Raw genomic sequence first — 19,968 nt, 5'->3', positions numbered from 1 at the left:
AATAATCTAAAATGCCTACCTACCAATTTTCCAATCCTCAGCAGGAGTGCCAAAGAAGCAATTTGGTGTTACCGGAAATTCACTTGTTATCACATAATAATAGGTGCCGCCGGGATATTCCGGAGTGATGCCGGTTCGACCATTACACTCATCTAAATCTCCCAGATTTGCTACATATTCAAAATCCTGAATATAGTTACCATCGTGATTGCCATCGGGATAATCTACACCTGCTGTGCCAGTACCGGTACGGACGCCACTTTTCAACTGATAGCTACTTTTCAGTTCAATTATCTCACTGGTTGGATCATCCGAAACAGCATATCCATATTTGTAATAAATCGGGAATCCGTCCGCTGCAAAACCATAGATCAGTGAATGCCGAGATCCGTCTTCCTCCCCGGCAAGCCCTACAATGTCGCCATGATAATGATACAGACCTTGGGAGGTTACATGGGCACCAAATACATCCACATGCGTTTCACCCTGATCAGTTACTTTGGCTTGCCATTCCCAGTTTTCTTCACCGTTATTGGGGTTTTCCCATGGTTTGAGCCCCATGGGGTGAAATTCCACCCCATTGGTAGCGATTCCAAATTGCCAAAAATTATCATTGGATGGAGTCGGTGGTCCGGTTTCATCATACACGTATATGGGTTGACCGGTGTAAGTTGGTGACAAATCCAGTTCTCGGGTAATTTCAATAGCAGTAGGGTCTGCGTTTGGAAAACTCCCCACTTCATGATTCGCTAATTGATTGGATGAAATCGTTCTCAAATCAGAAGCAATATCAAAGCAAACTTGCCCTTCGGTTGTATTGGTTGTGACGCAGTTATTTGTAGAGCTACTAGTACTACTTTGCGAATTATCATAATTAGTACCGGTTTTCGGTATGACTTTGAAGTAATATTGAGTAGTTGATGATAGCAATGAAACCTCAAAAGGACTGTTTGTTGTGCCATTAAAAACCACCTGTTCGCCATATCCAATGTATGTGGTGCTGGCTAACTGACTTGTCTGATCACTAAATTCAGCGAACGAATCTTCTGTATTAATTACTACCAAATAGCTGTCTGCCCCGGTATCGGTCCATCCATTGACTACAATCGTATTTCCAGTTTTCGCTCCAAAATCTATCTCAATATCAGGATTAGCATTGGTGTCATTGTCACTTATTGAGATAGAAACAGCCGTTTTTGATCCTTCGGTCAATAGCTCGGGTAAGTTTCCAAGAGTTACAACAATTGTTTCATCACCTTCTACTTCCGAATCGTCAGAAATATTGATATCGAATGATACCTCTGTTTCATTGGCTCCAATTGTTACTGAGCTTTCATTAACAATATAATCATCATTCAATGTTGCTGTTCCTGAAAATGAAAGTGGGATCGAAAGATCAAACCCGGCAGTATTAGGCTGATTGAGATCAATTGATATCGAGATCGTTCCGGCATCTTCTCCAACAGATGAAGGAGCAGAAATAATGCTAACAGAGGCGGAAAAATGGTCGATAATATCATCATCCAAATCTTCACCACATCCCGAAAGCATTAGCGAGCAAAATGCTACAATTAAATATCTGTTCATATTTTATTTATTAATAGATGGCTTCTGTTGATGTACGATCTCTATGCATCCTGAATGATCGGTTTCGATCATTTAGTCGAAGTTTCACGATGTTGTCATGATCTTCGAAAAGGTCTACCATACACGTATTGGAGATGGTGACTTTTTGTATGTTATCCACTTCAAGATTTAGAGAGCCTTTTAAGTGGATGTTTAAATCTCCAAATTCAATTTCATGAATGCTGAATGAAGTACATGCTCCATTCACTTTTATGGACACTCTGCTTTCCAGATATTCGAAGGCTAAATCCCGGATTTCATGTTCCTGAATTTTGATAGGATACTCTTCCGACAGTGCGCTGTAAAAATCTTCTTTATCTACAGTGACAGTCATTTCCAAACCTGATTTCCCATCGTAGATTTCGAACATGGCCATTTTTATATCATGGCTAAATCCGAGATAGAAAGAACTTAATAAAAGGATACTGATTAACTTTTTCATGATTAAATGCCAAGTTTGAAGGTATTGTCAGGTGTGCCTACAAGACACCTTGGGATTACCGGAAACTCCTCTGTTATTACATAAAAGTATTCGTAGGTTTCGTTCCCGATCGTAACCGACCGATCAATTCCATTGCATTCATCCAAGTCGCCATTTGAAGCAGACCATTCATAATCTTTGGTGTATTTCCCATTGTATTCACCGCATGGCTCGTTTACACCATCTCCCGGACGTTCTCCTGGTTTGAGCGAATAACCCGATGTAAGCTTTTCTATCCCATTTCCGTTTGCGGTAGGCGCATACTTGTAATAAACAGGGAAGCCATCTGCTGCCCAGCCTATCTGTATCGCTTCTGATGGAGTAGTATTCCCATCTCCCAGTCCGGCAAGTATTGTGTTTGCATATTCAATCATGTTGCCATGATAATGATAGGTGCCATCCGGTTGCACATGCGCAAAGGCACAATCAAGCCCTACCGTTTCAGCATTGTTTGTTGGTTCAAACACCCAGTCCCAGTTATACTCACCCGTGTTGGTGTTTTCAAAAATGAATGGCTCAGCAGGAGCCGGATCTAATGGAACCCCGTTTCTAGCAATACCAAATCGATAATTTGGTCGATTTTGATCGTTAGTGATCGAGGTTGTAGTTGATGCTTTTGCCGGATCATTCGCAACAAAGTATGTTTTCGTGGAAGTGCTCAGAGTAACCCCTTGTCCGGAAAGCTGGTTTGCATAATCATGATTTGGCACACCATTGGTTACAATCTCTCGAAGACCATTCTGATTAACCGTATTGTCATCGTATGAATTTTCAATATTAGGAGAAAGGTCACAAGCAACATGTTGGTTGGAGGTCGAATTGTCATTAGCACATGAGCTAGATGAGTTATCGTCATTATCTGTAATTGTAATTGTCAGGCTTGAAGAAGAACCCAAACTCACATTCGAAGCTAGTCCTGTAGATGAAACTGTAATGATGATTGTTTCATCATCTTCTTCTTCATTGTCGTCTAATATGATAATCGGAACACTTGCTTCTGATTCCCCATCACTAATTGATACAGAACCGCTTAGCGTCTCATAATCCATATTTGAACTGGCTGTCCCTGATACGGAATAACCAATTGTTAAATTATTTCCTGATTCATTGGCAGGTGAGAGTTTTACTTTGAAACCTGTATTATCACCTTCAGAAGCCGCTGTATTTCCTTCAATACTTACGGTGTAGGCGGTTTCATCAATAACAGGATCCTCATCCTCACCGCATGATTGGGTGATAAAAAGGAGTGTAAGTAAGGTGATAATTTTCGTAAAAGGGGAATGTTTCATAATAGTAATAGTAGGTTTAAAAATATGACGGGGATGGGTTTAAATACCCTACCTTTTTGTTAGTACCTGACATTTTTCAGGCACGTTGGATTTCTTGTTTATGTAAATGATTAGACTCAAAAGACCAGCAATCCCAAAAGCTATTAAAATGATCATTTCTGATGTAAGTTGTTGTTGAGGTATTTCAGTTTTAAGCACTTGCTGATTTTGAAGAGAGGCAAAAGTAAAAGCATCGCTATATGTTTGGTTCATCCTTGTAAGGACTTGTCTAATTTGATGGTTACTCAATACGCTCATAATATTTGTGTCTGAATCCTATAGTGAACAAAGAGAAGTGTGAGATAAACCCTACCAGGGCTTTTGGTATTAGTGGCTACAATGATTGGTTATCAACAGGTTAGCTTGTCGGCGAGTCGAGAATATACACAACCAACGATGAGTTACTTTTGTCATTGGATTAAGCAACGAAAACTAGCAAATACGTGAAGCCACAACTTTGTGAGGAACAAGTCTTCCATCAGGAGTACACCAGCCATGAACTGAAGATCAGGAACTTCCTTTTTTATAAGCTTGGCGATTTAGAAAAAGCGAGGGATTTTACGCAAGAAGCCTTTATAAGATTGTGGGACAATTGTGCCAAAGTAGCCTTGGACAAGGTGAAGGGATTTTTGTTCACTACAGCTAATCGACTATTTCTTGATCATTACGATCATCAAAAAGTAGTCTTAAAATTTGAATACCGAATGGATCGATCAGAAGATCAGATGGAACAAAATCCGGAATTCCTTTATGAGGAAGGTGAATTTAAAGAGCGACTGGAAACTGCAGTATCCACCTTGCCTGAGAAGCAGCGGGTTGTTTTCTTGATGAGCCGAATCGATAAGTACAAAAACAGAGAGATTGCTGAGTTAATGGACATTTCCATTAAGACTGTGGAGAAGCACATAAGTACTGCTGTTAAAACCCTGAAGGATAATCTGGATGAACTTTCTAATCTCAAAGTTTGATGGAGGGTTTATTGTTACTTCCTCTTTATAAGGTCAAGACATTCTAACTATGGAAGAAAACGTATCAAAATGGCTGAATGGTGAGATCACAGAGGAAGAGCTTATTAAGCACATCGGACGTGAAGAAGCATTGAAATATATCCAAATCGTCAAGGAGGTAGATCAATGGGTGCCGGACCAGTCTAAGCATTTATTTGATCCAAAAGAAATCACAGCCCAACCAAAGGCAAAATTGCGATCTATAAGGCCATGGTTTGGCTATGCTGCAGCTGCCATAATTTTCTTGTCCATTGTTTCTTATTTCTGGGTGATTATGGGTGACAGCACCGTAACTTTTTCCTCTCAAACAGGAGAAGTCAGATCCATTGAATTACCAGATGGATCCACTGTTACATTAGCATCAAATTCGGAAATATCCTGGGATGAAGAGGAGTGGGGAAAAGTTGTTGCAATGAAAGAAAAGAGGCTTAAATCAGGAAGTGCTAGCAGAAAACTAAAATTGAGAGGTAAAGCGCTTTTTGAGGTTGAAAAAGGAGCACCTTTCAGTGTGGAGTCTTCTGTTGGAACAGTAGAGGTTCTTGGCACTACATTCGAGGTGGATGATTTTGAGGAGGGCCTCAATGTGGTTTGTTTTGAGGGCAGAGTGCGGGCAAAACCTAAAAAAACATCTAAATCAGTGACTATTTCCGGAGGTGAAGGATACCTTTTCTTTAAAGGCAGATGGGAAAACAAAAGAACCATTACAGATGACGAACCCGTATGGCTACAAAATCAGACAAAATTTGAAAATGCCCCACTTAGCCAGGTGATCAAAAATCTGGAAAAAATTTACGGCATTACAATAGATAAAGGGAACGTTGAAATCACACGAAGATTCACCGGCACCATTCCTAATAACAAGCTGAATGTTGCCCTGAAACTTGTTTTTACTCCTTTTAAAGTCGACTATAAAGTAGATGGAAAGAGTGTGACTCTATCTAAAGGGAATTAATACATACATGCGCGCCTTAGTTTTTACATTGTTTATTCTGACCACCTTGTCATTATATGCTCAGACTGACTCAAAGCCCTTTTTTGGAGCAATTGAAGCCTATGAAAAAAATGATGAAATCACTTTTTCCTTTGATGCTGAGCTGCTTGGGCTGATTGATAATCATACGCTGTTTACTGCCAACGATCTCACTCGCTTTAGGAGTGAAATTGAGCGTCGACTTCCTTTAAAAGTCGAAAAAATCGATGACAAGTACTACACAATGAGCGCCACTGAAACAACCTTTAGAATGGTGGTTTCCGACTCTTTGGATGGATCTATCATTGATCAATCTTTTGGGGTCCTAGTGATAGTAAATGATGCTGCCATCCCAACAAGTTATTCCAGTGGGTTTTGGGAGTTCGATTATAAACCAGATCACACGGATAAGATTCTAATATTTAGCCAGGGGTATAAATCGACTCCAATAGCAGTCAAAGATCTTTTCAATCAGAAGACGCTTGCTGTCAGTCTTGGCTTGACCACTCGTCGGTTAAGCACTGTTGTGGTTGAAGATTATTTAACAAAAGGAATCAATATGCTTCCCTCGAAGCAACAGATACAAATAGATGTCGATGATCTTCCATTGCTCCCCGGTGAAACAGATGGAGATATTTTCGCCTCTATCACGGCGCTCCCAGGCATTACCAATCCGGATGGAAGAGCCGGAAATATTTTTATTCGTGGAAGTGAGACGGATCAAACACTGATTCTTTTTGATAATATTCCTGTCTACCATCGTGGACACTATTATGGTACTATTTCGCCATACAATCCAAAAATTGTAGATGATGTGGAGGTATATCGAAGTGGCTTTCACCCCAGATTAGGTGATCGGGTAGGTGGTGCTATTGTGATCAATTCTGATGAGGCCGTGGATGGATCTAAATATGGACTGGGAGCAAATACCTTGTTCGCGATGGGTTATGGAAAATTTAGACTTTCAGAAAAACTCGGTGGCTCTCTTAGTATTCGAAATTCATATCCAAGAAGTTTTAAGTCACCTAAACTGGAAGAGATATCTGAATCTGTCTTTGCGGGTACTTCCCTCGTTACCCAACAAGGCTTACTGACCAATCGGGTAGAAGTTGGCTTTAGTGACTACAATGGCAAGTTGTCTTATCATATAGATAAACGAAACCGTCTTGGATTGTCAGTTCTTCATACCTTTTCAGATATCAATTTTTTACCGGTCACTCCTCAAGGCCAAATTCCACGGTCAAATGATAACAGGTATAAAAATACGGGAGCTAACCTTTTCTGGAAGTCAAACTGGGGACAAGGATGGAAATCAAATTTGAGCACTACGTATTCTAACTATGATTTTGAATTTCAGGTGAACACTTTAGCGCCAGATGTGGAGCCTTTTCTATCTAACAATAGCATTGATGATTTTAATGTAATACAGGAATTTTCAAAAGAAAGTAGTTATTCCAGCTTTCAATTTGGGCTGGACTATAAGTGGCAAAACGTATCTACCAATTACCAAAACCAGCTAAGAGATTCTTCAATTTATAAAATACAAAAGACAGTCACGTCTAATACGATTGCGCCATTTGCAAATTATGAATATTATGGATGGAATAAATGGTATTTACAAGTGGGTCTCAGGAGCACATACTATAGTGCTTTAAATGATTTTAGCGTTTCTCCCAGGGTTCTGTTCAACTATGATTTATCCGATCGAATTACTTTGAAGGGCTCTCATGGATGGTACAATCAATTTTTAAGTCAAGTGAAAAATTTGGAGTACTCTAGTGGCGGATTCGATAACGAACTATGGACCCTGGCGGATGATGAATCCGGATTTATCATTCGGGGGTCTCAGTCAATGTTCGGAGGAGTAGTTGATGTCAATGACTGGATTGTTGATGTGGAGGCATTTTATAAAAATGCAGATGATGTGACCATTTATGAAGACAGAAGACTGAATCCGAGCAAGAGATATTATGCGATGGATCAGGAAACTTATGGAGTTGACTTTTTAATAAAAAAGCAAGTATTTCAAGAGCTATCCATTTGGACTGGATATTCTTACCATGATTCTAAGATCGCAATAGACACAACAGATCAAATTAGCTATAAGTCAAAGTATGTTCAGCCTCATGTCTGGTTTACAGGAGGAGCTTTTAAGAAAAATCGCTGGAAAATCTCTGCCGGATGGAGATATGCCTCAGGTTTATATGCATATTCACTGGATATTGCGTTTGCTGAGTCTATTTTTAAAGCAGGACCTCCGCCTGGATCCGGCCCACCTCCTTCTGGTCCTCCACCCCGTAATCCATTCGAAGATGTTCCGGAAAGATATCCGAGTGTGCACTCACTTGACATATCAGCTTCCTATAAAATTCCACAAACAGATCAGCGGGAGTGGAGTGCATCTTTCGGTCTGTCTATCATCAATTCCTTGAATCAATCAAACCTGACAGATAGAGTGTACAGGAGTAGAGATGGATTTGTGGATAGAGAAGCCATTGGGTTTGCACCAAACCTGATGATCATCGTAGAGTGGTAGATTTGACTACAATTTCTAACTGCACGTGACGTTTTGGGATTAACTTAACTGAAAATCGTGTTATGCAAAATCTAAGAACGAGTGTGTCATTCGTAGCACTATTGCTATGTCTGATTATACAAGCCCAACCGGTCACTAAAATTGAAGTTCAGCTTGATGTAAGCAAGAAAGAACGAATCGCTGTAAAAGTTTTTCCTCCAGAACAAAAGTCAGATTGGCGATACGTAATTCCTGAAATCATTCCCGGCACCTATATGAAAATCAACTACGAGCGATTCTATGATAAAATAAGAGCAGTAGATGTAGAAGGCAATAAGATGAAGGTAAAAAAGAAAGATAATGTCTTCCTTATATCAGGAGATCAACCACTTGACTACATGACTTATGAGGTAGAGCAAAGCCAGGGTGATTGGAAAATATGGGATCGAATTTTAGCCTGTGCCGGTACTGTTTTTACTGAGGATGGCTATCTGCTAAACTTCCAGCTGATCAGTGGATATTTTGAAGACTTTAAGGATTTACCCTATGAAGTAGAATTCTTGAAGAAGAAAGATCTCTTTGCAGCCACTTCCATGAACGCAACATTAAGATCTGCTGAAAAAGATGTATTCAGAACAAACAATTATTTTGAATTAATTGATCAGCCAATTTTATACAGCGAACCAGATACTACCTCTTTTCAAATAAATAATAATCGTTTCAAAATTGCTGTACACTCCGAAACGGAAAAGGTGAAAGCTGAAATGCTTAAACCTCGACTTACCAAAATCATGCATGCAATAGATTCGTTTTCAGGCTTCACAAGTGAGGAAGATTATCATTTTATTTTCTATTATGTGAATAAAGATCGATTGAAAGGAGTGCTAAAAACGTTTGGAATGGGTTCTGCACTTGAGCATAATCAATCGTCAATTTATTATTTTAACGAGGCAGTATGGGATTCTACATTTAGTAATCTTGACTGGATTGGAGCACATGAGTATTTTCATACCATTACTCCTCTAAGCTTGCATAGTGAGAAGATTCATGACTTCAACTTTGAAACGCCTGATATGTCAAAGCATGGATGGCTTTATGAGGGTGTTACGGATTATTTTGCTGCATTGCTTAGTGCTCAGTACGATCTGTCTAATTCGATCACATTCAATATGAAATGGGCGGTTTACACAGCGGAAAAGCAAAAGCCAAGAAGCTTCACAGAAAGTAGTCAGAATATCATCAAGAAAAATATGTTTAGCTGGATAGGTAAGATTGGCCAGCTTGGCAATTTTTACGAACGAGGTAAGCTTGTAGCAATGGCAATGGATGTAGAGATTTTTGAAAATTCTGAAGGAGAAAAGCGACTTATTGATGTGATGTTGGAGATGAGAAAAGATTTTGAAGGAAGCTATTTTCCAGATGACCAATTACGCGATTTATTGGTCAAATATTCATACCCTGAAATTGGTGAAATCTATGATAAATATGTGGAAGGGAATGAGGTGGTGCCGTATGAAAAGTATTTTTCAAAACTAGGATGGAAATATTACCCAAAAGGAAGTAAACGCCCGTCATTTGGTAGATTCGGTATTTTTTATGACGATGAGAATCAGAAATACTATCTAAAAACCGTAAAGAAGAATATAATTGGATTCCAAAAAGGAGACACCCTTAAAACAGTAAACGGGGTTGATGCTACTCGTGAAAATGCATTGGAAGAGCACTTCTTTTCTTACATCTTTTACCCGGAAGAAAACAAAGAGCTAACCATTGAGGTGTTAAGAAATGGAGAGTTGATAAAGTTGGCAGAAAAGCCGGCAGAAGAAAAGATAAAATTTCCTCAAATTGTGGTTCAAAAAGAATTCACTGAAGAGCAAGAACTCTTTAGAAAAGACTTTTATGAGCAAGAATGAAAATCTTTACAAAAAAAATAACGGTAACCAACGATCACCTCGATTTCAATGACCATGTGAATAATCTGGTGTACATGCAGTGGGCCCTGGACATTTCTCGTGAACACTGGCTTTCGGAGATTACAGGAGAGATCGATGAAAAATATTTCTGGATGGTGCGCTCACACCATGTCGAGTATAGAAAGCAAGCTTTTCTGGGTGATGAAGTTACAGTAAAGACTTATGTGGATGGATACAGAGGTCCTTTTTCAGACCGGATCGTAAAGGTTTATAGAGAAGATGAACTGCTTGTAGAGGTAAAATCCAATTGGTGTTTAATAGACAGAGAGACGCAGAAACTAAAAAGAGTGCCTGATGAGATTCAAGCACTCTTTCAATAGTGGAGCTAATGGGATTCGAACCCATGACCTCTACACTGCCAGTGTAGCGCTCTAGCCAACTGAGCTATAGCCCCAAGAGTGAGCGAAAATAAATAAAAGCTACTTAATCACCCTCCGAAAATTTTTCACATTCTTTTTATAATAGTCAGCAAGCAGGCTAGATTCTATGACCCCCTTAGACGATGACGCATGAATAAATAAGATCTTATCTTCACTTACATAAGTGATCATACCGCTGTGAAACCACTTGCTACCCTTCTTTTTGAATTTGAAATAGACAAGATCTCCTTCACGGATACCGTCCCATCCACGTTTCTTTCCTGTTTTAGATTGCTCTTTGGCGGTTCGTGGCATGTCCACTCCAATGGTACTATACGCATTATATATGAGGCCTGAGCAGTCAATGCCTGAACGTGACATGCCTCCCCATTTATAAGGGGTGCCAATGTATGAGCGACCAGCTACAATTACCGTTTCAATGTTTCGCTTTCTGCGCTTCTTTTTTTTCTGCGCGGGGGCTGAAATAAAAATACCTGCTATCAAAAAGGCTGACAGCAGGTACCGAAAATATTTTAATTGATTATTTTTCACTTACCTAACCACGAATTAAACATCCATTGGGTTTTTTCCTGTGCGTTTACCAACCCAATCATCATGTCTTCCGTCTCATTGTCTTCTGCTTCAACGGCCAACTCTTTCACTTTATTTTCCTGAGCTACAAGTGTGGTTAGATTGCTGACAATCATTTTGACAAGAGCTTCATCCTTAGACTCATCTTTCACTGATTGGATGTTAGACTTTTCCAGATAAGTTTCTAAAGCATGATCAGGCCGACCACCGATTGTCAAAATGCGCTCGGCAATCTCATCGATGTTTTCCAAAGCTTCTGTATATAACTCCTCAAATTTTGCGTGCAATTCAAAGAATCTTGGACCTTTAATATTCCAGTGTGCTCCTCGTGTATTTTGATAATACACGTGAAAGTCTGACAATAATTGATTGAGTTCGTTTATTAATTTATCGTTCATTTTCAGAATAAAATTTTGATTCCCTTTCTATTTGGTTAGTAAACAGAATAAATCAAGGTTTTGTTCGGATTGATCGGCTAAACTAAAGTCTTCAAATGTGATCGATTTTACCAGCTCATCGTCCGTTTCTTTAAGCCTGTTTCTATTCACACGATTGAGTATGTCATAAGGAATTCTAAGCAAACCTGCAGGGAGCTTATGCTGTAAGTCGAAGATGTCAAATCGCATGAGCCGCTGAACTGAAATGCGGTTTCTTTCATGGTATTTCAATACGTTCTCATTTCCGGCTATTCCCTTCATCTCCACATTGTCGAAAAACCTTTTGCATAATGCCGTTAGTTCATCTCCGGTGTACTCTCTTTCATGCCATGGGTTTCTTGAGAGTGTCATTTTAATATTCGGGGTGGTTATTAGTGCTCTACCGCCTGGTTTCAGTACCCGATGGATTTCTTTTATAAATCCATCATCATCTTTTACATGCTCGATCACCTGAAATGTGATGATAGTGTCAAATGTATTGTCCTCAAACGGGAATGGAGGGAACACACCACTCATAAATTCATAATTTGGAAACTTCTTTTCCAGACGATCAATTACTGATTCTATTTTATCAATTCCTACGTATGAATCCGCTAGTGGAGCCAGCAGTTCTACTCCTCGACCTTCACCACATCCAAGCTCTAGTAGCTTTCCTTTAATGTAAGGTTTAGCTTGATAATAAGCTGAGAGGAGTCGTTGGTGGATCACATTGTCCGAAGGAATTTTATCTGAGGCTATTTCCGTGGTGTATACACTCATTAGAATATGGGTCTGCGAATGATTTTTTGTTTAAAGAGCACAAAGAAAATCAATTATATGGCTAATTTGGATACCTATGAGAAAGCAAATCCCATTATTCAGCATTTTTGCCCTTTTGATAGGATTCTCAGCCCATGCAATTAATTTTTCCAGAGTGAATGTGGCATGGCAATACGATGTAGCATTTGATGTGAAAATGGCTCATCGAGTGGTGAAGGACGAAGCTGGAATGTTTGTGTTTTTAAAGGTTTCATCAGATTCCATAGACTACTGGACCTATGAGTTTTTACTTCAGGAGGAGTATGAATCCGAAGCTCATCGCACCATTCAGTCTCCTTCCCTTGATACATTGGTGGACGTCAATGGACAGGTACTATTAAAATTGAACCTAAATCAAGTGAAAGAAAACTTGCTGGTAGTAAAGTTTTCAAAGCCTGAACAATTCTATTATTATGATATCAGCCTTAGAATCGGTTCATTGTCTTACCCCTCGATCTATCCCATAAATGAACAGCGGTTGCCGATTTTGGAAAGCTATATCAATAGATCAGGGCATCAATGGGTGGGTAGTGATACTCTTTTAGCGATGCAATATTTAGAAGTTGCGCCTCCTGCAGACCCTCCAATGGCTGACATGAAGCCACTAGCACCACAGGTGAAACTAGACTCTTCATTTGTTTTTAGTGAATCACCTGACTTCAGAGAAAATTACTTTTACAATGTGCGTAAGGACTCGCTTGCTACCGTTGGTGTTACAATACTACGGGTGCCCCCTTATTTTCCGGAATACCGAAAGTTGAACGAACTGATTGAGTCTATGCTTTACCTTACAAGCGAGCAGGAAAAAAAAGCAATGCTAGGCTCTAAGAATCCGAAAGAATCATTCGATTCGTTTTGGCTCAACACATACAGTACTAAATCAAGGGCTAGAAATGCAATCAGGAAGTATTACAACAAGTTAGAGAACTCAAATAGGTTATTTACAGATTACAAACCTGGCTGGAAAACGGATCGAGGCATGATGTATATCGTTTTTGGCAAGCCTGATGAGGTTTATCGATCCGCAAGTTCAGAGGAATGGTATTATGATAATGGTGGTGCCTTTGAGTTCACGATTATCTCCTCTTTTTTTGCACCCAAAACATACACACTCAGAAGAAGCAGGGATTTCGAAGAGCAATGGTACACTCAAATAGCAGCGATGCGGCGATGAATCAATGAACAAAAAATCAGATATTATTTATGGTCTTCGAACGGTTATCGAAGCGGTTAAGTCAGGACAGCATTTAGAGCGTGTGTTTATACAAAAAAACCTCAAAGGCGACTTGTATAAAGAGCTGATGCTGGAATTGCATCAGACCTCAACACCCATTTCGAAGGTTCCGGCTGAGCGGATTAATAAATTCACTAAAAAAAATCATCAAGGCGTTGTTGCACTAATCTCCCCTGTGCAATATCACTCGCTCGAGCATTTGATTCCGAAGCTTTATGAAGAAGGAAAAAATCCCCTAATCCTAATTCTGGATGAAATAACTGATGTACGAAACTTTGGAGCCATAGCCCGTACCGCTGAATGTCTGGGTGTGGATGGAATTGTAATTCCCTCAAGAGGAGGTGCACAAATCAATGAGGATGCTGTTAAAACTTCCGCCGGGGCATTCAATTATTTGCCGGTGTGCAGAGAAAGAAGTCTCATTGATGCGGTTCGCTTTCTGCTTGATTCGGGAATTAGCGTTGTTTCATGTTCTGAAAAAACAGAAAAAACACTCGATCAAATAAACTTCACCATTCCTACAGCCATAATCATGGGCTCAGAGGAACGAGGTATTTCCCCCGAACTAATAGATCTATCCAACGAGATCGCAAAGGTTCCAATGATTGGTTCCATAGAGTCTCTCAATGTTGGTGTAGCTGCAGGTATGGCTTTATACGAAGTTCAAAGGCAGAGGAAGTCTTAAACGAATTTATCGCCTTTTTCTGCCTTAACATCGGTGATAAAATCTCTGAATACAGATGAATCTTCTTTCTTACAAACCAGGAGCACATCGTCAAAGTCAGCGATAAGCATGCCTTCGCATCCTTGCACTACTGTTATCTTTCCTTTTCTTCCTTTGATGTAATTGTCTTTTGAGTCATAAGTCATGACTGATCCTTCTATGACGTTTTCATCTTCGTCCTTGCTCTTTATTTCATGCAGTGCATTCCATGACCCCAAATCAGACCAGCCAAAATCGCCGGGCACAACATAAACGTTGTTGGCTTTTTCCATGATGGCATAATCAATGGAGATGTTTTTACACTGACTGTAAGCTTTCTTTATAAAAAGCTGCTCATTATCCGTGTAATACTCGGAGAGCCCGTCTGCAAATAAACTGGCTATTTCTTCATCATGCTTTTCAAAGGCTTTAATGATTGAGTCGATGGACCAAACGAAAATGCCAGAGTTCCATAGAAAATCTCCGCTTTCTAAAAATTTAGCAGCAAGATCAGCTTCTGGCTTTTCAGTAAAGGTTTTAACCTTTTTAACAGGAACACCAGGTTCGCTGATGTACTGAATGTATCCGTATCCGGTCTCCGGTCGATTGGGTCTGATACCAATCGTTATCAGTTTTTCTTCACTAGCAGCACTATCCACAGAGGTTGAGATTACCTCTTTAAACTCTTTCTCCTTAAAAATGGCATGATCAGATGGACTCACTACAAGAACCGCATTCGGATCCTTTTTCATGATTTTATAAGAAGCATAAGCAATGCAAGGGGCCGTATTTCTCTTTTCCGTCTCAAGAAGAATTTGATGAGATTCCAATTCCGGAAGCTGCTCCTTGATAAGTGCGTCGTATTTTTCATTAGAAACAACCCAGATTTTATCCGGAGTTGTAATCTCTGTAAATCGATCGAAAGTCATTTGCAAAAGTGACCTGCCGGTCCCTAGCACGTCCAAAAATTGTTTTGGTTTTGCATCCCTGCTGTATGGCCAAAATCGGGTTCCACTTCCGCCAGCCATAATCACTACATAAATATTTGTACTCATAAGATTTTGGTGAGAAATTCGCGTTAGAATTAACCTCGGCAAATATACATTTATCCCTAAGTAATTGGGGATACAGCAAGCCAACCTAATCTAGTATTTGTTTGCCATCAAGGTTTTGATTAACTTTTTACTTTACATCTTATAATTGATGGAGACAACTTTGGAAGTGGGTCTTAAGGAAAGCCTTAAGCGCGTCTTTGGTTACGATAACTTTAGAGGCAAGCAGGAGGATATTATTAATAATATCCTGGACAGGGAAAATACATTTGTGATAATGCCAACAGGGGCAGGAAAGTCACTATGCTATCAGTTGCCAGCCATTGTACAAGGGGGAACAGCCATTGTCATTTCACCACTGATAGCTTTGATGAAAAATCAAGTGGATCAGATGAATGCAGTTGGCATTCATGCACGATTTTTAAACTCTACACTTACTAAGTCTGAAAGCAACAGGGTAAAAAAAGATACGATATCAGGGGTGGTCAAGCTTCTTTATGTGGCACCCGAATCACTGACCAAAGAAGAAAACGTAGAATTCCTTAAGCAGGCAAAAATATCTTTTGTAGCCATAGATGAAGCTCATTGTATTTCGGAATGGGGACATGATTTCCGACCGGAATACCGTCGAATCAAAGATATCATCGCAAGGCTTGGTGAAATACCAATGATTGCTCTCACGGCGACAGCAACACCAAAGGTTCAGCTCGACATTCAGAAGAATTTGTCGATGGATGATGCAAGGTTGTTCAAGTCCTCATTCAATAGAACCAATCTCTATTATGAAGTTCGCCCAAAAAAGGATGCTAAAAAGCAACTGATCAGATTCATCAAGGATCATAAAGGAGAGAGTGGTATTATCTATTGTCTGAGTAGAAAGAAGGTACAGGAAATCGCCGAATTTTTGCGTGTGAATGATATCAATGCTGCACCGTATCATGCCGGTATGGAATCCAAAGAGCGGATGAAGAACCAGGATGGATTCCTGAATGAAGACATTGATGTAATTGTTGCAACAATTGCCTTCGGTATGGGTATTGATAAGCCGGATGTGCGATTTGTCGTGCATTATGATGCTCCTAAATCCATTGAAGGGTATTATCAGGAAACAGGTCGTGCTGGCAGGGATGGTATAAATAGTAACTGTCTGATGTTCTATTCTTATAATGACATCTTGAAACTTGAAAAATTCAATAAAGACAAGGCAGTAACAGAGCGTGAAAATGCACGGTTTTTATTGGATGAGATGGCCTCATATGCAGATTCAGCCATTTGTAGGCGTAAGCAATTATTGCATTATTTCGGGGAAGAATTTCCGGAGGATAATTGTGGCCAATGCGATAACTGTGTCCATCCGAAGGAGCAGTTTGAAGGAAAAGAAATAATAGAATTAGTGATCAAGGCTGTTCAGCAGACCAACGAACGTTTTGATATCAATCACCTGGCTTCTTTGCTGGTAGGTAAGGCTACCCAGCATGTAAAAAGCTATGATCATGATAAATTAGATCTTTTTGGAAAAGGAAAGGAGATTGATGAAGATGAGAATTTTTGGAGATCAGTGATCCGACAAACACTGCTTCATGAGTTTTTGAAAAAAGACATAGAAAACCCTTCTGTATTTAAGGTTTCAAAAAAAGGAGCTGACTTCTTAAAAAGTCCATATTCGCATAAGCTTACGAAAGATCACGATTATACCACAGAAGCAGATACGGAGGAGGAGTCAGACAGAGCGCCGGTAAATGTCAGTGCATACGATAAGACGCTTTTTGGTATACTCAAAAAGCTTCGCAAGGATATCGCACATCAGGAAGATATTCCACCATATGTGATTTTCAGTGATCCTTCTCTAGAGGAAATGTGTACGGTATACCCAACGACCATGGACGATTTGAAACAAATCGTAGGTGTGGGTGAAAGTAAGGCCAAAAAATTCGGTGAACCATTCCTTCAAATGATTGATGAGTATGTGGAGGAAAATGATATTGTTACTGCATCCGATGTACTTGTAAAATCTTCAGGCACTAAGTCGAAGAACAAAATATACATCATTCAACACATCGACCAGAAAATGGATTTCGAGGAAATCGCTGAGGCAAGAGGAATGACGTATGAGCAGGTTATCGCTGAGGTTGAAAATATCTGTTATTCAGGTACAAAACTGAATATTGATTACTACATCGATCAACTACTTGATGATGACCGACAGGATGATATTTATGACTATTTCTTAAATGCTGAAACAGACGAGCTGAAAGTAGCCATGGAGGAGTTAGGTGAATATTATTCAGAAGATGAGGTTCGATTGATGCGAATAAAGTTTATGTCTGAATACGCACATTGATACAATTGCTTTGAAAAACGAATGAATACGGTGAACTTAGCCACCTGTTTTCAAAATCACACTCAATGAACATTCTAATTCTTGGTTCCGGTGGTCGGGAGCATGCACTCGCCTGGAAGGTAAAGCAAAGTCCAAAATGCGGAAAAATCTTCATAGCTCCGGGTAATGGAGGAACGCATAAGGTGGGTACTAATCTGGATATTGATCCTAAAAACTTCGAGAAAGTAGAGGCTGCCATAAAGGAAAATGAAATAGATATGCTAATCGTTGGACCGGAAGACCCGCTGGTTAATGGTATAGTAGATCATTTCCATTCGAATAAAGCGTTCAAAAAACTTCGAATTATCGGTCCCAATGCGAAGGGAGCTCAGTTGGAAGGCAGTAAGGAATATGCCAAGGAGTTCATGAAAAAATATGACATTCCAACAGCAGATGCACGAACTGTTACAAAGGACAACCTTGAAGAAACGATTAAATATATGGAGCGGTTGGAGCCCCCATATGTTTTAAAGGCTGACGGTTTGGCCGGAGGAAAAGGAGTGATCATTACTGAGGAGTTAGAAGAAGCTCGGAAATCCCTTCGAGACCTTATCGAAAACAAAAAGTTTGGGGAAGCAAGTGAAAAAGTGCTCTTGGAGCAATTTTTAAAAGGAATAGAAGTATCCTTTTTTGTCATTACAGACGGCAAAGACTATCGCATCTTACCGGAAGCCAAAGATTACAAGCGAATAGGTGAAAAGGATACAGGGCTCAATACCGGAGGAATGGGAGCAGTTTCTCCAGTGCTATTTGCCGATCGGGCATTCAAGGAAAAAGTAAACAAGCGCATTATTAAGCCTACCATTGAAGGGCTGAAAAAGGAAAAGATCGACTATTGTGGATTTATATTCTTTGGCCTGATCAATGTAGGTGGGGATCCTTTTGTAATCGAGTATAATGTGCGTATGGGTGACCCGGAAACAGAGGTGGTGCTTCCACGAATTAAAACAGATTTCCTGGAGCTACTTATAGCTGCTGCTGACAAAAACCTAATTGACACAGAAATAGAGTATGAGCGGTTTACTGCCTCAACTGTAATGTACGTTAGTAGAGGTTATCCTGAGTTTTATGAGAAGGGTCATGAAATCTCAATCGGAGATATACGAACCGTGCTCCCTTTCCATGCCGGAACCTCAATGAAAGACGGAAAACTAGTAACGAGTGGCGGTAGAGTGATCGCTTTAACAGGTCTTGGAAAGAACCTTGGCGAGGCACTGAGTAAATCTTATGCCGGTGGTAGAGAAGTGAATTGGGAAGGCAAAAGATTCCGACAGGATATCGGATTCGACTTAAAGGAGCTGGGTCAATAATTTTCATCAGCTCCAATATTCAAATTCCTAAAGATATCTATTAGATTACGGGATTATGGGATGCGCTAGTTGTGGTACAGGAGGATCGGCAGGATGCAAAAACAATGGTCATTGCAGCACGGGAGGATGCAATAAGCTCAATGTATTTGACTGGCTGTCAAATATGGATGTACCTGCCATGCATCGGTTCGATGTAGTGGAAGTTCGTTTCAAAAATGGCAGGAAAGACTTCTACCGTAATGCCAAAAAACTGGACATAGTAACCGGAGATCCGGTGGTTTTAGATGTCCCAAACGGTCATCACATTGGGTACGTTTCGCTTCAGGGTGAGTTGGTGAGACTTCAGATGTCAAAAAAAGGCATCAAGGATAATGATGAGGTTCGTGAGATTTACCGAAAAGCCACAACTCGCGACATGGAACGATGGGAAGAGGCCAGAAATCGTGAAGAATCGGTCATGTACCGAACCAAAGAAATCATACAGGATACAAAGCTCGAAATGAAACTCACTGATGTGGAGTTTCAGGCGGACGGTACAAAAGCCACATTTTTTTATTCTGCAGAAGGTCGAGTTGACTTCAGAGAGCTGATTAAAATCCTTGCCGGGGAATTCAAAATTCGTGTGGAAATGCGTCAGATCAGTGTTCGTCAGGAGGCCGGTCGAATTGGTGGTATAGGTGTGTGTGGAAGGGAGCTCTGCTGCTCTACGTGGTTGACTGATTTTAAAAATGTGAGTACTTCAGCGGCCAGATACCAAAACCTTTCCCTTAATCCAAGTAAACTTTCTGGGCAGTGTGGAAGATTGAAATGCTGCCTCAATTATGAACTTGATACGTACACTGAGGCGTTAAAAGATATACCGGAGGTCGAAGAGCCCCTGATCACCCAGAGAGGAAAAGCCAAACTTCAAAAAACCGATATCTTTCGGAAGATCATGTGGTTTGGTTATGATGATGACAACAACTGGCACGCAGTGGATGTCGGCAGAGTGAAGGAAATTCAAACGCTCAATAAAAAAGGAGAAAAACCAGCATCACTACAAGAAGATGAGATAGAAGTAGATAACCTGGAAACGGGTAAAATAAATAGTGACCTGGAAGCCATGGACAAAAAGTTTAGTGGCAAGGGGAAAAAGAAGAAGAAAAAGAAAAGAAATAAGTTTAGAGGAAAGAAGCCCAAAAACAAAAAACCAGAACAATCCTGA

The 19,968-nt window shown here is 40.1% G+C and carries 17 protein-coding genes and 1 tRNA gene; 10 read left to right on the top strand and 8 right to left on the bottom strand.

Annotation, left to right across the window (positions count from 1 at the left end; genetic code table 11):
• Positions 1-15: 15 nt before the first annotated feature.
• The 3 genes from ACQK2H_RS19115 to ACQK2H_RS19105 are packed head-to-tail and all read right to left on the bottom strand — an operon-like array spanning position 16 to position 3,396.
• Positions 16-1,587, bottom strand: a complete 1,572-nt coding sequence (locus tag ACQK2H_RS19115) for a YHYH protein (protein ID WP_425392986.1) — start codon at positions 1,585-1,587, stop codon at positions 16-18.
• A 10-nt stretch (positions 1,588-1,597) separates the two neighbouring features.
• The gene (locus ACQK2H_RS19110; protein WP_425392985.1) at positions 1,598-2,068 is read right to left on the bottom strand and encodes a DUF6702 family protein; all 471 of its coding nucleotides are present in this window, start codon (positions 2,066-2,068) and stop codon (positions 1,598-1,600) included.
• A 2-nt stretch (positions 2,069-2,070) separates the two neighbouring features.
• Positions 2,071-3,396: a YHYH protein gene (locus ACQK2H_RS19105; protein ID WP_425392984.1), complete on the bottom strand. Its 1,326-nt coding sequence runs from the start codon at positions 3,394-3,396 to the stop codon at positions 2,071-2,073.
• Between the two features lie 482 nt (positions 3,397-3,878).
• On the opposite strand from ACQK2H_RS19105, the gene ACQK2H_RS19100 reads away from it, so the two are divergent.
• The 5 genes from ACQK2H_RS19100 (at position 3,879) to ACQK2H_RS19080 (ending at position 10,220) form a co-directional block, all read left to right on the top strand.
• The gene (locus tag ACQK2H_RS19100; RefSeq protein WP_425392983.1) at positions 3,879-4,403 is read left to right on the top strand and encodes an RNA polymerase sigma factor; all 525 of its coding nucleotides are present in this window, start codon (positions 3,879-3,881) and stop codon (positions 4,401-4,403) included.
• A 49-nt stretch (positions 4,404-4,452) separates the two neighbouring features.
• Positions 4,453-5,394, top strand: a complete 942-nt coding sequence (locus tag ACQK2H_RS19095; RefSeq protein WP_425392982.1) for a FecR family protein — start codon at positions 4,453-4,455, stop codon at positions 5,392-5,394.
• A 7-nt stretch (positions 5,395-5,401) separates the two neighbouring features.
• A complete protein-coding gene (locus ACQK2H_RS19090; protein ID WP_425392981.1) occupies positions 5,402-7,948 on the top strand; it encodes a TonB-dependent receptor plug domain-containing protein in 2,547 nt (848 codons plus the stop codon).
• A gap of 62 nt (positions 7,949-8,010) precedes the next feature.
• Positions 8,011-9,840, top strand: a complete 1,830-nt coding sequence (locus tag ACQK2H_RS19085; RefSeq protein WP_425392980.1) for a hypothetical protein — start codon at positions 8,011-8,013, stop codon at positions 9,838-9,840.
• Complete coding sequence (locus ACQK2H_RS19080; RefSeq protein ID WP_425392979.1) at positions 9,837-10,220, top strand: acyl-CoA thioesterase; 384 nt, start codon at positions 9,837-9,839, stop codon at positions 10,218-10,220. Before ACQK2H_RS19085 ends, ACQK2H_RS19080 begins: the two co-directional genes overlap by 4 nt.
• On the opposite strand, the gene ACQK2H_RS19075 is transcribed toward ACQK2H_RS19080, so the two are convergent.
• From ACQK2H_RS19075 to ACQK2H_RS19060, 4 genes are all read right to left on the bottom strand, one after another.
• Positions 10,221-10,294, bottom strand: a tRNA-Ala gene (locus ACQK2H_RS19075).
• 25 nt (positions 10,295-10,319) lie between these two features.
• Positions 10,320-10,811: a C40 family peptidase gene (locus tag ACQK2H_RS19070; RefSeq protein ID WP_425392978.1), complete on the bottom strand. Its 492-nt coding sequence runs from the start codon at positions 10,809-10,811 to the stop codon at positions 10,320-10,322.
• Entirely contained in the window at positions 10,808-11,248 is a 441-nt protein-coding gene (locus ACQK2H_RS19065) for a Dps family protein (RefSeq protein WP_425392977.1), read from the bottom strand. Before ACQK2H_RS19065 ends, ACQK2H_RS19070 begins: the two co-directional genes overlap by 4 nt.
• A gap of 27 nt (positions 11,249-11,275) precedes the next feature.
• Positions 11,276-12,046 (bottom strand): class I SAM-dependent methyltransferase, encoded by a 771-nt coding sequence (locus tag ACQK2H_RS19060; RefSeq protein ID WP_425392976.1) that lies wholly within the window; start codon positions 12,044-12,046, stop codon positions 11,276-11,278.
• Between the two features lie 76 nt (positions 12,047-12,122).
• On the opposite strand from ACQK2H_RS19060, the gene ACQK2H_RS19055 reads away from it, so the two are divergent.
• Together ACQK2H_RS19055 and rlmB are read left to right on the top strand one after the other, a co-directional pair.
• The gene (locus ACQK2H_RS19055; protein ID WP_425392975.1) at positions 12,123-13,259 is read left to right on the top strand and encodes a GWxTD domain-containing protein; all 1,137 of its coding nucleotides are present in this window, start codon (positions 12,123-12,125) and stop codon (positions 13,257-13,259) included.
• Positions 13,260-13,263: 4 nt separating this feature from the next.
• Positions 13,264-14,004 carry a 23S rRNA (guanosine(2251)-2'-O)-methyltransferase RlmB gene (gene rlmB / locus ACQK2H_RS19050; protein ID WP_425392974.1) on the top strand — a complete coding sequence of 247 codons (741 nt, stop codon included), beginning with the start codon at positions 13,264-13,266 and terminating at the stop codon, positions 14,002-14,004.
• Here the strand turns inward: rlmB and ACQK2H_RS19045 are convergent.
• Positions 14,001-15,077 carry a mannose-1-phosphate guanylyltransferase gene (locus tag ACQK2H_RS19045; RefSeq protein WP_425392973.1) on the bottom strand — a complete coding sequence of 359 codons (1,077 nt, stop codon included), beginning with the start codon at positions 15,075-15,077 and terminating at the stop codon, positions 14,001-14,003. The genes rlmB and ACQK2H_RS19045 overlap by 4 nt on opposite strands.
• 148 nt (positions 15,078-15,225) lie before the next feature.
• Here ACQK2H_RS19045 and recQ point away from each other — a divergent pair, with 148 nt between their 5' ends.
• The 3 genes from recQ (at position 15,226) to ACQK2H_RS19030 (ending at position 19,968) form a co-directional block, all read left to right on the top strand.
• Positions 15,226-17,415: a DNA helicase RecQ gene (gene recQ, locus ACQK2H_RS19040; protein WP_425392972.1), complete on the top strand. Its 2,190-nt coding sequence runs from the start codon at positions 15,226-15,228 to the stop codon at positions 17,413-17,415.
• Between the two features lie 65 nt (positions 17,416-17,480).
• A complete protein-coding gene (gene purD, locus ACQK2H_RS19035; protein ID WP_425392971.1) occupies positions 17,481-18,764 on the top strand; it encodes a phosphoribosylamine--glycine ligase in 1,284 nt (427 codons plus the stop codon).
• A 55-nt stretch (positions 18,765-18,819) separates the two neighbouring features.
• The gene (locus ACQK2H_RS19030) at positions 18,820-19,968 is read left to right on the top strand and encodes a PSP1 domain-containing protein (RefSeq protein WP_425392970.1); all 1,149 of its coding nucleotides are present in this window, start codon (positions 18,820-18,822) and stop codon (positions 19,966-19,968) included.

Origin of the sequence: Ekhidna sp. (genome assembly GCF_965228795.1) — a bacterium.
In the GTDB taxonomy this organism is placed as follows: Bacteria; Bacteroidota; Bacteroidia; order Cytophagales; family Cyclobacteriaceae; genus Ekhidna.
This window is presented reverse-complemented; position numbering and strand designations above follow the sequence as displayed.

Excerpts from the sequence above, each read along its gene's own strand:
- ACQK2H_RS19115 (WP_425392986.1), bottom strand. The coding sequence starts at position 1,587 with ATGAACAGATATTTAATTGTAGCATTTTGCTCGCTAATGCTTTCGGGA.
- ACQK2H_RS19110 (WP_425392985.1), bottom strand. The coding sequence starts at position 2,068 with ATGAAAAAGTTAATCAGTATCCTTTTATTAAGTTCTTTCTATCTCGGA.
- ACQK2H_RS19105 (WP_425392984.1), bottom strand. The coding sequence starts at position 3,396 with ATGAAACATTCCCCTTTTACGAAAATTATCACCTTACTTACACTCCTT.
- ACQK2H_RS19095 (WP_425392982.1), top strand. The coding sequence starts at position 4,453 with ATGGAAGAAAACGTATCAAAATGGCTGAATGGTGAGATCACAGAGGAA.
- ACQK2H_RS19090 (WP_425392981.1), top strand. The coding sequence starts at position 5,402 with ATGCGCGCCTTAGTTTTTACATTGTTTATTCTGACCACCTTGTCATTA.
- ACQK2H_RS19085 (WP_425392980.1), top strand. The coding sequence starts at position 8,011 with ATGCAAAATCTAAGAACGAGTGTGTCATTCGTAGCACTATTGCTATGT.
- ACQK2H_RS19080 (WP_425392979.1), top strand. The coding sequence starts at position 9,837 with ATGAAAATCTTTACAAAAAAAATAACGGTAACCAACGATCACCTCGAT.
- ACQK2H_RS19065 (WP_425392977.1), bottom strand. The coding sequence starts at position 11,248 with ATGAACGATAAATTAATAAACGAACTCAATCAATTATTGTCAGACTTT.
- ACQK2H_RS19060 (WP_425392976.1), bottom strand. The coding sequence starts at position 12,046 with ATGAGTGTATACACCACGGAAATAGCCTCAGATAAAATTCCTTCGGAC.
- ACQK2H_RS19055 (WP_425392975.1), top strand. The coding sequence starts at position 12,123 with ATGAGAAAGCAAATCCCATTATTCAGCATTTTTGCCCTTTTGATAGGA.
- rlmB (WP_425392974.1), top strand. The coding sequence starts at position 13,264 with ATGAACAAAAAATCAGATATTATTTATGGTCTTCGAACGGTTATCGAA.
- ACQK2H_RS19045 (WP_425392973.1), bottom strand. The coding sequence starts at position 15,077 with ATGAGTACAAATATTTATGTAGTGATTATGGCTGGCGGAAGTGGAACC.
- recQ (WP_425392972.1), top strand. The coding sequence starts at position 15,226 with ATGGAGACAACTTTGGAAGTGGGTCTTAAGGAAAGCCTTAAGCGCGTC.
- purD (WP_425392971.1), top strand. The coding sequence starts at position 17,481 with ATGAACATTCTAATTCTTGGTTCCGGTGGTCGGGAGCATGCACTCGCC.
- ACQK2H_RS19030 (WP_425392970.1), top strand. The coding sequence starts at position 18,820 with ATGGGATGCGCTAGTTGTGGTACAGGAGGATCGGCAGGATGCAAAAAC.